Raw genomic sequence first — 13,028 nt, 5'->3', positions numbered from 1 at the left:
ATCGAATCTTTCTCGACGTAGCGCGCATTTAATAACGCCATTCCCTTTATGGAGCGGCGTTATGTCAGACGAATTTTTTCTCTCCCTCCGTCACTGCCTGCATCATTTGTACGGCGTGGCGCGCACCTTTTCCTGGCTGCATTTTCTTCCCCTGGCCCTGCTTGCGCTGGCGATTTTTCCGCTGACCGGCTGCGGTGATAAACACGAAAACAAACCTGATCCAGTGCGTAAGGTACGCTACGTCGTCGTTGGCTCCGCCCAATCCCTTCCCGCGCTGGAAAGAACCGGTGAGATCCATGCCCACGATGAAACGACCCTGAGCTTTCGCACCGGAGGCCGGATACTGACGCGTGGCGTTGATATTGGCGACCGGGTCACTGCCGGACAGCTGCTGGCCACGCTTGATAATACGACCGGGCAAAACCAGCTGGACAGCGCCGCGGCCGACTATGAAGGCGCCAAAGCCTCAGCCCAGGTCGCCGCGCTTAACGTCAGTCGCATGCAAAAGCTTATGCCAACGGGCGCGATAGCCCGCACGCAGCTCGACAGCGCCCGGGCTGACTGGCTTGTCGCCCGCGCGCGCTTAAAAAGCAGCGAGGCCGCATGGCGAAATGCCCGCGAAAGTCTCGGCTGGACGCGCCTGATCGCCCCACAAGCGGGCGTCATCACGGCCGTGAGCGCCTCTGCGGGACAGGTTGTCAGCGACGGCCAGTCCGTGCTGACGCTGGCATCCGGGGAAGCCCGCGACGTGGTGTTTGATATTGCCGCGCCCGATGCGATCCCGCCTCTGGATAAGGCGGTTTTGCAGGTTTCCCTGCTCGGCGACCCGTCGGTGCAGGCGTCTGCCCTGCTGCGGGATATCACCCCGCAGGCCGATCCTCAGACCCGCACGTGGCGCGTCAGAGCCACCCTGCAAAACCCGCCGGAGGCCATGGCGCTCGGCGCCAGCGTCACCGTGACGTTGCCCTCCGCCGCCCCGCACGGGTACGCGCTTCCCGCGTCGGCGCTGACCCGAGCCAGCGACAAACCGGCGGTTTTTGTGATTACCCCGCAGTCGCGGGCACAGCTGCGCGTGGTGGTGCCCGTCGGCTATACGGCCACCTCCGTCATGATTGCCTCCGGCCTTGAGCCCGGCGACAGGGTGATTACGGCGGGCGTGAGCACATTACGATCCGGCGAGCCGGTGATGGCCGGAGAGGTTCAGCCATGAACACAGGATCGGAAGCCCAATTTAACCTCTCCGCCTGGGCGCTGAAGAACCAGCAGATGGTCAGCTTTTTCATGCTGCTGGTGATTGCGATGGGCGTGTTCTGCTATGAAAACCTGCCGCGTAACGAAGATCCGGCATTCACCATTAAAACGGCCGTCGTCTCCGCACAGTGGCCGGGAGCCTCCGTGACGGATACCACCCGCCTGCTGACCGATACGCTTGAAAAAAAGCTGCAGGAAACGCCCTGGCTGGACTATCTCGAAAGTGAAACCCGTGCCGGACGCACCGTTATCCACGTCAACCTCCGTGACGATACGCCCCCGCAACGCGTGCCCGATATCTGGTATCAGGTTCGCAAAAAAATGCAGGACATCGCGCCGTCCCTGCCCGAAGGGGTGCAGGGTCCTGCCGTGGATGACGAGTTTGACGACACGTTCGGCACAATTTACGCCTTTATTCCCGAAGGCTTCACGCTGCGGGAGGTGCGGGATCGCGCAGAGACAATACGGCGCGAGCTCATGTCCCTGCCGGATATGGGCAAAACCACCCTGCTGGGCGAACAGCAGGAGCAGTGGGTTCTCGCCTTTTCTCCGGCGCGCCTGGCCGGGATGGGGCTGGATATTCAGGACGTTGCCGACGCCCTCCGGGCGCAAAACGCCGTTGTCCCGGCAGGAACGATGCGTACCGGGCAAGAGAACATGGCGATAAAGGTCAGCGGGGCGCTCACCACCGAAGAGAGTTTGCGCGCCGTCACGCTGCACGTTAACAATCGCTATATTCCGCTGACCGACATTGCCACCGTCACCCGGGAAATCGCCGAGCCACCGGCCCCGGCCTACCGGGTGAACGGCAAACCGGCTATCGGGCTGGCGGTGTCGATGGCGCCGACAGGCAACATGCTGCGTTTCGGTGCTGCGCTGAACGCAAAAATGGCGGCCCTCAGCGCCGGGCTGCCGCACGGTATTGAGATGGTGAAAGTCGCCGATCAGTCAGCGGTGGTGAGTGAAGCGGTAAGCGGGTTTATCCGGGTACTTATCGAAGCCGTTGTTATCGTGCTGGCGGTTTCATTTGTCTCGCTGGGTTTGCGGGCCGGACTGGTGGTGGCGACGGCCATTCCGCTGGTGCTTGCCATGACGTTTGTCGGCATGATGCTCGCCGGCATCGGCCTTCAGCGTATCTCGCTCGGGGCGCTGATCATTGCCCTGGGCCTGCTGGTGGATGACGCCATGATCGCCGTCGAAACGATGGTCTCCCGACTGGAAGCTGGGGATTCCCGTCGACACGCGGCCACCTATGCATTCAAAACGACGGCCTTCCCGATGCTCACCGGTACTCTGGTCATGATTGCCGGTTTTATTCCCGTTGGTTTTGCGGCCTCCAGCGCCGGTGAATACTGCTTCTCCCTGTTTGCGGTGGTGCTCATCGCCCTGCTCTGCTCCTGGGCCGTCGCGATCCTGTTTTCGCCGCTAACGGGCACGTGGCTGCTGCCGGAAAAAGTCAGACATCACGCGGCAGGACCGGGACGGATCGCGCGCGGGTATGAACGGCTTTTACGCCTGGCGCTCCGCCACCGGCTCGCTACCGTACTGATTGCGCTTGCCGCGCTGGGGCTGTCAGCGTACGGCACGACGTTTATGCAGGGCGAGTTTTTCCCCGCCTCGGACCGGCCCGAGTTGCTGGTCAGCCTGACGCTTCCGGCCAACGCGTCGCAGCCGGAAACGCTCAGAGAGGTGGAAAAGCTGGAAAAAGCGCTGGCCGACAACAGCAATATCGATCGCTTTTCGACGTACGTTGGCTCAGGTGCCATCCGTTTTTACCTGCCGATGGACGTGCTGCTGGAAAATGAAAATATCGCCCAGATGGTTGTGGTCGCGAAGGATCTTGCGGCGCGGGATCGTCTGCACGCACAGCTCAACACGATCCTGGCGACGCAATTTAGCGACATCATCACCCGCGTGTCGCCCCTTGAGCTGGGGCCTCCCGTCGGCTGGCCCATCAAATACCGGGTGAGCGGGCCGGATTATCTGCAGGTCCGGGCGCTTGCGAACCGTCTCACGGACGCGATTGGCCGCTCCCCGTTCTCACGCGACGTTAACCAGACGGCCGGAGAGCCGGAGAGGGTCATCACCCTTAAGGTGAATCAGACGGCGGCCAGAGCGGCGGGAATATCGTCAGAAAGCCTTGCCCGCACGCTGAATACCGTCTGGTCCGGCAGCGTTGTCACGTCCATCAGAGATAATGACCGCCTTGTCGACGTGGTGCTCAGGGCCGAGGACAGCGCGCGCCAGAGCACCGCCACCCTCTCCTCACTCACGATTCAGGGGAATGACGGTAAAAAAATTCCGCTCAGCGCCGTCGCAACGCCGGTCTGGGGCGTGGACGATCCGGTCATCTGGCGCCGCCAGCGCGTGCCCTTTATCACGGTGCAAACCGACCTCGCCCCGGGGCTGAGGGCTGAAGCGGTATCCGCCGCGCTGCGTCCGGCGGTCGATAAACTGCGCGCGAGCCTGCCCGCAGGTTACAGCATTGAAGAAGGCGGCGCGGTTGCCGAATCGGATAAGGGGAACAGCTCCGTCTTTACCGTTCTTCCGGTGACGCTGGTCATCATGCTGATGCTGCTGATGCTTCAGCTGCGGCGATATTCCCGGATGCTGCTGGCGCTCCTGATGGCCCCGTTTGGTTTACCGGGGATCGTGCTGGCTATGCTGCCTGGCGGCACGCCGATGGGGTTTGTCGCGCTGCTGGGCGTCATCGCCCTGGCGGGGATGATCGTGCGTAACGCGGTAATATTGATTAGCGAGGTTGACAGCAATCTTTCTCAGGGGATGGCAAATGATGCCGCGATTATGGCGGCCGCGGAGCACAGGGCCAGACCCATCTGTCTGACCGCCTGTGCCGCCATTCTGGGGATGATCCCCATCTCTCACCAGGTCTTCTGGGGGCCAATGGCCTATGCCATTATTGGCGGGCTGCTGGCTGCGACGCTGGTGACGCTGACCGTGTTACCCGCGTCGTTTAGCCTGCTGTTACAGTGGGGGGCTCAGCGCAAAGCCGCAGCCGACGGGCCGGGCTGAGTCCCCATCTTTCTCCGATTACGCGGCGGTCAGCGCAAAACGGTCTTTCAGGACATGGCGGATGTCCTCCTCCGCCAGCTGCCGCGTTTCAGTGCCGTTCGCCGTGATGGTTTTCAGCATATCGCCCAGCAAAATCTGGCGTCCTTCCGGGCTGTGCTGCACCACCACCCGCTTCTGCACAAAAATAGCATCAGGATGCGTGGAGTTCAGGTAGTTGGCCGGAACGAAATCAATCCACTCCTGGGGCGTGAGATCGAAGCCGTATTGTCGGGCCCATTCGCCTTCAACCTTCGCCTCAAGCAAATACTCGCCCTCCGCGCTGCGGCTCAGGCGAAACGTGTCGAAATCCTGGGTGATTTCCACGTCAAGCGTGTCCAGCGCCATTGGCGCGCGGATGCCGTAGCTGCCGAAGCCGAGATCGCAAAGCCACTGACGGCTCTCCACCTCGGCGATGAGCGCCATATGGGTTTTCGGACGCCGCGCGGGGTAGAACATCGGGCGCGCCGCCACGAAACGGTAAGGAATGCCGAGTGCTTTCAGCGCCATGGCAAAAAGCCCGTTCACCTCATAGCAGTAGCCACCGCGCCCTTTCTTTAACACCTTCTCGGCAATGTCGTCTGGTGCCAGCGAGACAATTTTCCCCGCCTGCACGTCCAGATTTTCAAAGGGAACGGAAAAGATCTGATGACGCATCAGCGCATGCAGGGTGGACGTATCGGCCGCCGCCGGTCCGGTGTAGTTTATGCGTTTGAAATACGAGGAAATGTCGAAATTATCGCTGTGCATAATGCCTCCTTGTCCTGAACATGCCGGACACTATAGATGGCGCACATCATTGGCTGTATAGTCAGTTTTATCGAAAATTAGCCTGAACAGATACCCATGTCTGCCCCCTCCCCACACTATCGCCGGATTGCTGAGCGTCTGCGCCTCACGCTCTCTTCAGGCGCATTGCGAGTCGGTGACCGGATGATCTCCGCACGTAAACTGGCCGAACGCGAGCACGTGAGCCTTCCGACGGCGCTGGAGGCCCTTCGCTGCCTTGAGGCTGAAGGGCTGATCGTTGCGCGACCGCGTTCAGGTTATTACATCCGCCAGATCGGCCTCCCTCCGCGCGTAGAGCCTGCGCGTTCCACGCCGGGCCCGGTGCCCGTGACTATGTCCGCCGTGGCCCGGTCGCTGTTCAGCAGTGCAGAAGCTCGGCTGATCCCGCTGGGCGCCGCCCTGCCCGATCCCGCGTGGCTGCCAGGAGATGCGCTACAGCGGGCGTTACACTCCGTGGGCCGTCGTCTGGACGCGCATGGGCAGAGCTACAGCCTGCCGCCGGGAAGGCGTGATTTACGAAGCAAGATTGCGGCGCGTGCTGCGCAGTGGGGAGCCCGCTTCGGCGCGGACGATCTCATTATCACCGCGGGCGCGACGCAGGCGCTGCGCCTGGCCCTGCGGGCCGTGTGTCAGCCAGGTGATGTGGTGGCGGTGGAGCAGCCCGCCTACTTTGGCACGCTCCTGCTGCTGGAGGATTTAGGCCTGAAGGCGTTAGAAATTCCCACCGATCCTGCTGAAGGTCTGTTACTGGAACCGCTGGCTGACGCCATCCGCTGCCACCGTCCCGCGGCCGTCCTGGCCTCGCCCACCGTGCAAAACCCATTGGGTGCCAGCATGCCCGTCGCGCGCAAGCAGGAACTGGTTGCTCTGCTTGAAGAAGCCGGTATTCCTCTGATTGAAGACGACGTTTACGGTGACCTGGTCGGTGACGGGCAACGTCCTCCGGCCTGCAAAGCCTTCGACCAGAACGGGAATGTGATTTACTGCAGCTCCCTGTCTAAAACGCTTGCACCGGGGTGGCGAATCGGCTGGATTGCCGCCGGACGCTATTACCCGCAGGTCTTGCAGGCCCGCATGGCCGGAGACTGGGCCGGCGCGCCGCTGCTGGAAGCCGCGACGAGCGAGATGCTGGCAAACGGCGACTACGACCGTCACCTGCGGCGGCTAAAGCGGCGGATCGCAGAGGGAATCGCCGCCGTCGTGGCGCGGGTCAAGGCCAGTTTTCCCCCCGGTACCCGCGTAAACGTCCCCGAAGCTGGCTTTCTGCTGTGGGTCGAACTTCCTCCGCAGGTCAACGCGCTGGAGGTGCATCGCCGCGCGCTGGCGTGGGGTATTGGCGTCAGCCCCGGCCCCCTGTTTTCCCCTGGCGCAGAACTCACGCACTTTCTGCGGCTAAACTGTGCAAACGAACCGACGCCCCGCCTGCTCAATGCCGTGGAGCAGATTGGTGCGCTATGCCATGAGCTGGCCGCTTTCATACCAGACTCTCCAGCCATTCGGTAAATACCCGCACTTTGCGGGAGAGATGGCGGTGTGGGTAGAGCAGTGACAGTTTGCGGTCCGGCGAGCGACAGGCTGGCAAGACCTCAACCAGCAGGCCGCGGTCAATGTAAGGCTGAAGAAAGAGATTCATCCCCTGCATTACCCCGAGCCCGGCCAGGCCTGCCGCGATGTAGGCCTCGGAGTTATCCACCACCAGCTTACCGGATAGCGCGATCTCCGCAACGCCCTCTGGCGTGGTAAACGTCCACGGCTGAACGTGCCTGCTGCTGTTATTAATCCAGTTGATGGCCTGATGCTTGCGTAAATCCTCCAGCGTTTCTGGCGTACCGTGTTCAGCCAGCCAGGCCGGGCTGGCGCAGGTCGTGATTTTAATGTTCCCGATTTTACGCGCGATATAGTCGCCGTCGTCCAGCTCGCCCACCCGCAGCACGCAGTCCAGGCCGTCCCGCAGCATATCCCGACGGCGGTCAGAGCTGCTCAGGATGATGTCGATATCAGGATGCTGACGATAAAAATCAGGCAGGTTGGGTATCACCCGCAGCGCCGCAAAAGAGATGGGCATATCCACACGCAGCTGGCCGTGTATCGGTCGATCGGCGCCAAACGACTCCAGTAATTCGTCCGCCTGCGCCAGCAGAGGTTTACTGCGGCGATAAAAGGCTTCCCCATCCGGCGTCAGGCTAATCCGACGCGTGGTGCGCTGCAGGAGCCGCGTGCCGCTGTGTTGTTCCAGAAGCTGCAGCGCTTTGGTCACTGCCGGGCGATGGACCTGCAGATTCTCTGCCGCCTGGGTAAGGCTCCCCGAGTCGACAATTTCAATAAAAATCCGAATAGATTCAAAGAGGTTTATTTGCATAAGGGATGTCTTGCCGCGAGCGGGAGAAAATGATTGTTATTAATTTTATAACAGTGATGAATGTTTTTGGCTATTTTTCCTAACAATCTTCCTCTCTACACTCTCCCTCATTCAAACGTAAGGGAGAGTCTGCTATGAAAAATAACCGTATCTGTCAGATCCTGGGTATCGAAAAGCCCGTTATTCAGGGACCGTTATCCTGGCTTACTGATGCCCGTTTAGTGGCCGCGGTCAGCAATGCCGGAGGACTCGGCGTGCTGGGCCCCAACGCCGGTTTAACCGCCGATACCGCGGTCTCCACGCCGGAAGAGACCGCCGAAAAAATGCGGGAAGAAATTCGGAAAACCAAACGGCTGACCGAAAAACCCTTCGGCGTGAACCTGATCCCCACCGCCGTTAATGACGTCTGGACCGGGCCAATTCTTAAGGTGGTAAAAGAGGAAGGCGTCAGGGCCGTGGTGTACACGGGCTATGGGGAAGGCAGCATTATTCCCGCGCTGTTCAATGAGTTAAAAGAGGCAGGTATCGCCATTATCTACCGCGACATCAATCCCACGCCGGAAAATACCCTTCTGGCTGAAGAGATGGGGGCAGACATCATCGTCGCCACCGGTTTTGATGAGGGTGGGACGTTACCCGCGACGGCGCTGGGTACCTTTTCCATCGTGCCGCTGATTGCCGACGCCGTGAAGCACGTCCCGGTGATGGCGGCGGGCGGTATTACCGATAATCGCACCGCCAGAGCGGCGCATGCGTTAGGGGCAGAAGGCGTGTTTGCCGGCTCGGTGTTTATCAGTACCGAAGAAAGCCGCGTGCCGCAGGGGGTCAAAGAGAAAATTGTTGCCGCCAACGGCCTGGACCTGCTGCTTTTCCGCACCGTCCCCCACTACTATCGTTCTCTCCCCGGCAAGCTGGCGGAAAAACTGGCGGCGATGGATAAAGCTGGCGCAAGCAACGAAGCGCTGGGCAAGGCGATGGGCGGATTACGGGGCCTGCGCCTGGGCATGCTGGAAAATAACACCGATGAAGGGTATATCGCGCTCGGCACGGGGATTGGGAATATCCGCAGCGTGAGAAGCGTGGCCGAGGTTGTCGATGCGTTAACGGTTGAGTAAGCCCTTAACCCTGATGCTATGGACGCTGCACAGGAGCGGCGTCCGCAAACCGTCTGCGGTTCTTTTTCACACATTGAGGATTGCGCGTTCTTTAACCACAGCGTCAGGATTGGCACGTTTTACCGCTGCCAGAAAAGCCGTGAAGTTATGATTCCAGAGGGTAAGATTGTTATAAAACTGCACCTGCTTTTCATTTGCACCATCACGGTAAATAACAATCCAGACCCGTCTGCTGTTTATCTCGGTATTCCCCGGCCCGATTTTAATGATATTAGCCAGCGCAATTTTACGGGTGGCGTTGTTTTTAACTTCATATAAAAACTGGTCATCATAAAACCAGGTTTTACCTCCATTCCCGCCAAATATTGAGGGACTGGCAGAGATCTTTTTCATCCCGTTACGGTCTGTAATGATGCGTTTTGCCTGGCGAATGCGTCTGACCAAAAAGCTTAACAGAATGAGAAGCGCAATGAGGGGCAGAGCAACTGATATCATTTTTAGACTTTCGTGCATATCCCTGCCCCACAATACATTCATTTAAACGCGTGAGTATAACGCGCCGATCGTTGATGACAACAACCCTTACGGTCAGGGAATAATCCGCGCGGCTCTCAACTGCGCGAACAGGTGGAAAAACATCTCATCCGTCGCCTGCATTTGCGTAAAGCCCGCCCTGCGCAGCTTGCTCCCGTCACCAAACATGTCGTAGTTCCAGCTAAAGACAAAATCGGCAAACCGCCCGTCGCTCAGCTGCAGAATATCCGCTTCCACCAGCCGGTCTCCGGCAAGCTCGCGCCATACGCCGCGATAGTCCGTAAACAGCTGTTGAAATGACAGCCTCACCGGCGGTGCAGAGTCCAGGTCAAACCAGCGTGCGATGCGCGGCCAGAGCTCGCTCCAGCGCCAGATATCACCATTATTCACGTTGAACGCCTGATTCTGTGCCGCAGGTGACGCGGCGGCCCACAGAGTGGCGTCGGCCAGCAGCCCGGCGTCTGTATGGTCAACGATACTGTGCCAGGTCTGTTCCGAACCGGGAAAACGCAACGGTAAACCCAGCGCCTTGCACAGGGAGGCGTACAGGGCAATGCTCAGCGCAAGGTTCATGGCATTGCCCGGTACCGCACTCCCTACCACGCCCGGCCTGATGGCATTCCAGTGCCAGCGCTTTCCCCGCTGAAACTGGCTGAGCCACGCAAGCTGCGCGGCGTTAAATTCGGCACCCGGTACGCCGGGATCGCTTTCGCGCGCCGGGGTTTTAAACGGCCCCAGATGCGCGCCGTAGACCTTGTACCCCTGCATCAGGCTTACCGTCTGCAAAGGTGCCGTTTTTTCGAGGATGCTGACCAGTTTACGCAGCATGGTGACGTTCGGCTCAACCATGTCTTCCCAGTTCGCCGCGTTCGCCCAGGCGCTGTAAAAGAGATGGGTGGCACCGTCCAGGGAGCGCAGCGCCCGGGCGCTGTCCTTTTCATCCAGTAAATCGATCTTGACCATCGGAATGCCGTCAGGATGCGACCCGGCATAGCGGCTAAGGCCGATCACCTGCCACTGATGGTGCAGGAGCGTGTTGACCATCTGTCTGCCGACAATGCCGCTGGCGCCCGCGACCAGGGCGACGTTGTGTTGCTGCCTATTATTCATGGTATTTCTCCGGAAAGGGTGACAGACGCAGTGTGATATATTATTTTTTCTGGAGATATCCCATGAAACCGATGGCACTTATAAGCAAAATCATTAAATGAATAATAAGCTCAATGCCATTTCTACCTTTCTGCGCGTCGCTGAAGCGGGCTCGTTTTCAGCGGCTGCCCGTCAGACCGGTATTAAGCAGTCCGCCGTCAGTCAACAGATCGCGGCGCTTGAGGAAGAGCTTGGCGTGGTACTGCTGCACCGTACGACGCGTACGATGAAGCTGACCGAACAAGGGGAGCGCTACCGGCATGATATGCAGCTCGTGCTGGACGCCATGGGGGAAGCGGAGAGGCGTTTACATCCTGTCGATCATAGCGTTCAGGGACGCGTCCATGTCCAGTTGCCGAGCGGCCTGGGGCAGATCTTTTTACCGCACCTGCTGGCGCTACAGCGTCTGCATCCCGAACTGCATCTGATGCTTTCCCTTGATGATCGCCTTGCCGATCTGGTGACGGAGGGCGTGGATGTCGCGATACGGCTGAGCAGTGAGCCCCCGCAGGCGCATGCGGCGCGCGTACTGGGGCGTATTGAAGCTGCACTGTTTGCCGCCCCCGGCTTTCAGGCGGTACGCGCCGTCAGCGAGCTGGTGACGCTGCCACACGTGCGGTTCAGCGGCATTCCGCTGGATGCTCCCCTGCGCCTGATGTCTGACGCGGAGACGGTCGAGGTCAACGTGAATACCGTTTTCCGTGCCAACACCAGTGAGGCGCTGCTGCAGGCGCTGGAATCCGGCATGGGTATCGGCGGCATGCAGCGACCGCTCGTGGCCAGGGCTCTGCAGGCGGGCACGCTGGTACCGGTGCTGCCCGACTGGCGGTTACCCGATCGCTTCCTCTATGCCGTTTATCCTGATGCCCGCTTTATTCCGCAGCGCGTCAGAAAGGTCGTCAGCGTGATTGAGCAATTACTGCCTGAGATCGCGACCCACAACGCCACAAAATAACCGCCTTTTACCTCGCCACCGGTAAATCCGCGTATCGCGTCGTATAGGCCGGTGACAACATCTCTCGCTTCATGGCCCACGGTTTCTCAATCCCCTGCCCGGCGAACCATATCTTCCCTTTGCCGGAGTGATTGACGCTGTCGATCATCTCCATCAGCGCCGCGCTGTTGGCGCGCAGGCGATTGTCGTCAAACAGATTAAGCTGAGCGACACCGCTGCTGAAAAAGTCCGCCAGCATGACCCCGGCCTTCATATAGCGATACCCGTCGAGCCATATCCGACCCAGCGCCTCCGTGGCGGCACGGATGATATCCCGCGAGTCATTGGTGGGCGTCATCAGGGTGACCGAAGCCTGATTACCGTAATAAATTTCGTTGTCCGCATGCGGGCTGGTGCGCACAAACACGCTGATAAAACGACAGTATTGATGCTCGCCGCGCAGTTTCTCTGCGGCGCGTTCCGCGTAGGCGCAAATCGCCTGGTGCATCTCTTCATATTGCGTAATGCGATGACCAAACGAACGGCTACAGATGATTTGCTGCTTCGTGGGGGTGTACTCTTCCAGGTCAAGACAGGGCTCACCGCGAAGCTCGCGCGCCGTACGCTCCAGCACCACGTTAAAATGTTTGCGAATGACCCACGAGGAGGCCTCCGCCAGTTCCAGCGCCGTGGTAATCCCCATCGCGTTCAGTTTTTTCGTGATGCGCCGCCCTACGCCCCATACCTCCTCTACCGGAACCTTTGCCAGCAGTTTACGCTGCCGCTCGCGGCCCGACAGATCGACCACGCCGCCGGTACTGGCCCAGCGTTTCGCCGCATAGTTGGCCAGCTTCGCCAGCGTTTTTGTCGGGGCAATGCCGACGCCAACGGTTAAACCCGTGTTTTTAAAGACCTGCGTGCGCATCTGGTGTCCGAACGCGTCCAGCGACATGCAGTTACCGATCCCTGAAACGTTCACGAACGCCTCGTCAATCGAGTAAATTTCTATGGCCGGAGCCAGATCCGTCAGCGTCTGCATCACCCGACTGCTGAGGTCGGCATACAGCGCATAGTTCGAACTGAAGACGTAAACCCTCGCCGGAAAAAGCTTCTCTTTGAATTTAAAATAGGGCTCACCCATTTTTATGCCGAACTGCTTTGCCTCCCGCGAGAGTGAAATTATGCAGCCGTCGTTGTTGGACACCACCACGATGGGCTTCCCCTCCAGATCGGGGCGGAATACCTTCTCGCAGGAGGCATAGAAGCTGTTCACATCAACCAGCGCGAACATGTTTATGCGTTTTAAGCGTGTGGGTGACGACGCCGAAGATCTGCAGCTCCTCTTCGGACTGAAAGGTAATCGGCTGATAGCGGGCGTTATGTGGCAACAGCCTCAGCACCGGGCGCGTCTGTAGCTCTTTCACCGTAAACTCACCGGCGACCGACGCCACAACGATATCCCCATGTTCGGCATTTAACGAGCGGTCAACCACCAGCAGATCGCCGTCGCCAATCCCCGCGCCAATCATGGAGTCTCCACTCACCTTGATAAAATAGGTCGCACTGGGGTGCCTCACTGCCAGCCGGTTAAGATCGAGACGATCCTCCACATAATCCTGCGCCGGGCTGGGAAACCCACAGGCAACACGTTCTAAAAACAAAGGTAGTTCAATGATTTGTTTTGGTTGATAAGAAAAGAGAGTGTCCATGATGCCTTTCTCGCCATATACTGTATATAAATACAGTATTACGGATTATGGTCAGGGATCAAGGTCATTTCCGGAAGCGAACCCAAACGCGTTGAAGTGTCAGAAGATTTAAAACGCGC

General features: G+C 59.2%; 11 protein-coding genes. 5 read left to right on the top strand and 6 right to left on the bottom strand.

Annotation, left to right across the window (positions count from 1 at the left end; all coding sequences use genetic code 11):
• Positions 1-61 precede the first annotated feature (61 nt).
• On the top strand, positions 62-1,210 hold the full coding sequence (locus tag L362_RS16705; RefSeq protein ID WP_023344000.1) for an efflux RND transporter periplasmic adaptor subunit: 1,149 nt from the start codon (positions 62-64) through the stop codon (positions 1,208-1,210).
• Positions 1,207-4,284 carry an efflux RND transporter permease subunit gene (locus L362_RS16710; protein WP_023343999.1) on the top strand — a complete coding sequence of 1,026 codons (3,078 nt, stop codon included), beginning with the start codon at positions 1,207-1,209 and terminating at the stop codon, positions 4,282-4,284. The genes L362_RS16705 and L362_RS16710 overlap by 4 nt, the downstream gene beginning before the upstream one ends.
• An 18-nt stretch (positions 4,285-4,302) precedes the next feature.
• Here the strand turns inward: L362_RS16710 and L362_RS16715 are convergent, their stop codons facing one another.
• Complete coding sequence (locus L362_RS16715; protein ID WP_023343998.1) at positions 4,303-5,070, bottom strand: arylamine N-acetyltransferase family protein; 768 nt, start codon at positions 5,068-5,070, stop codon at positions 4,303-4,305.
• Between the two features lie 96 nt (positions 5,071-5,166).
• Between L362_RS16715 and L362_RS16720 the strand changes: the two genes are divergently transcribed.
• Positions 5,167-6,612 carry an aminotransferase-like domain-containing protein gene (locus L362_RS16720; protein WP_023343997.1) on the top strand — a complete coding sequence of 482 codons (1,446 nt, stop codon included), beginning with the start codon at positions 5,167-5,169 and terminating at the stop codon, positions 6,610-6,612.
• Here L362_RS16720 and L362_RS16725 read toward each other — a convergent pair.
• Complete coding sequence (locus L362_RS16725) at positions 6,584-7,468, bottom strand: LysR family transcriptional regulator (RefSeq protein WP_023343996.1); 885 nt, start codon at positions 7,466-7,468, stop codon at positions 6,584-6,586. The two genes, L362_RS16720 and L362_RS16725, sit on opposite strands and share 29 nt — an antisense overlap.
• A 134-nt stretch (positions 7,469-7,602) precedes the next feature.
• Between L362_RS16725 and L362_RS16730 the strand changes: the two genes are divergently transcribed.
• Positions 7,603-8,583: an NAD(P)H-dependent flavin oxidoreductase gene (locus L362_RS16730; protein ID WP_023343995.1), complete on the top strand. Its 981-nt coding sequence runs from the start codon at positions 7,603-7,605 to the stop codon at positions 8,581-8,583.
• Positions 8,584-8,649: 66 nt separating this feature from the next.
• On the opposite strand, the gene L362_RS16735 is transcribed toward L362_RS16730, so the two are convergent.
• Together L362_RS16735 and L362_RS16740 are read right to left on the bottom strand one after the other, a co-directional pair.
• A complete protein-coding gene (locus tag L362_RS16735; RefSeq protein ID WP_023327301.1) occupies positions 8,650-9,096 on the bottom strand; it encodes a hypothetical protein in 447 nt (148 codons plus the stop codon).
• Positions 9,097-9,171: 75 nt separating this feature from the next.
• Positions 9,172-10,227, bottom strand: coding sequence for an SDR family oxidoreductase (locus L362_RS16740; protein ID WP_023327300.1), 1,056 nt, complete (start codon positions 10,225-10,227; stop codon positions 9,172-9,174).
• Between the two features lie 97 nt (positions 10,228-10,324).
• On the opposite strand from L362_RS16740, the gene L362_RS16745 reads away from it, so the two are divergent.
• Positions 10,325-11,221, top strand: coding sequence for a LysR family transcriptional regulator (locus L362_RS16745; protein WP_023327299.1), 897 nt, complete (start codon positions 10,325-10,327; stop codon positions 11,219-11,221).
• A gap of 7 nt (positions 11,222-11,228) precedes the next feature.
• Here L362_RS16745 and umuC read toward each other — a convergent pair whose 3' ends face one another.
• Together umuC and umuD are read right to left on the bottom strand one after the other, a co-directional pair.
• Positions 11,229-12,491, bottom strand: coding sequence for a translesion error-prone DNA polymerase V subunit UmuC (gene umuC, locus L362_RS16750; RefSeq protein WP_008500531.1), 1,263 nt, complete (start codon positions 12,489-12,491; stop codon positions 11,229-11,231).
• Positions 12,475-12,909 (bottom strand): translesion error-prone DNA polymerase V autoproteolytic subunit, encoded by a 435-nt coding sequence (gene umuD / locus L362_RS16755; protein ID WP_008500532.1) that lies wholly within the window; start codon positions 12,907-12,909, stop codon positions 12,475-12,477. Before umuD ends, umuC begins: the two co-directional genes overlap by 17 nt.
• Between the last annotated feature and the right edge of the window lie 119 nt (positions 12,910-13,028).

This window comes from Enterobacter sp. MGH 16 (assembly GCF_000493175.1).
GTDB classification, from domain to species: Bacteria; Pseudomonadota; Gammaproteobacteria; order Enterobacterales; family Enterobacteriaceae; genus Enterobacter; species Enterobacter roggenkampii.
Note: the sequence above shows the minus strand (reverse complement) of the source record. Positions and strands in the feature narration are given on the sequence as shown.

Coding starts and splice junctions, on each gene's coding strand:
- L362_RS16705 (WP_023344000.1), top strand. CDS start 62: ATGTCAGACGAATTTTTTCTCTCCCTCCGTCACTGCCTGCATCATTTG.
- L362_RS16710 (WP_023343999.1), top strand. CDS start 1,207: ATGAACACAGGATCGGAAGCCCAATTTAACCTCTCCGCCTGGGCGCTG.
- L362_RS16715 (WP_023343998.1), bottom strand. CDS start 5,070: ATGCACAGCGATAATTTCGACATTTCCTCGTATTTCAAACGCATAAAC.
- L362_RS16720 (WP_023343997.1), top strand. CDS start 5,167: ATGTCTGCCCCCTCCCCACACTATCGCCGGATTGCTGAGCGTCTGCGC.
- L362_RS16725 (WP_023343996.1), bottom strand. CDS start 7,468: ATGCAAATAAACCTCTTTGAATCTATTCGGATTTTTATTGAAATTGTC.
- L362_RS16730 (WP_023343995.1), top strand. CDS start 7,603: ATGAAAAATAACCGTATCTGTCAGATCCTGGGTATCGAAAAGCCCGTT.
- L362_RS16735 (WP_023327301.1), bottom strand. CDS start 9,096: ATGCACGAAAGTCTAAAAATGATATCAGTTGCTCTGCCCCTCATTGCG.
- L362_RS16740 (WP_023327300.1), bottom strand. CDS start 10,227: ATGAATAATAGGCAGCAACACAACGTCGCCCTGGTCGCGGGCGCCAGC.
- L362_RS16745 (WP_023327299.1), top strand. CDS start 10,325: ATGAATAATAAGCTCAATGCCATTTCTACCTTTCTGCGCGTCGCTGAA.
- umuC (WP_008500531.1), bottom strand. CDS start 12,491: ATGTTCGCGCTGGTTGATGTGAACAGCTTCTATGCCTCCTGCGAGAAG.
- umuD (WP_008500532.1), bottom strand. CDS start 12,909: ATGGACACTCTCTTTTCTTATCAACCAAAACAAATCATTGAACTACCT.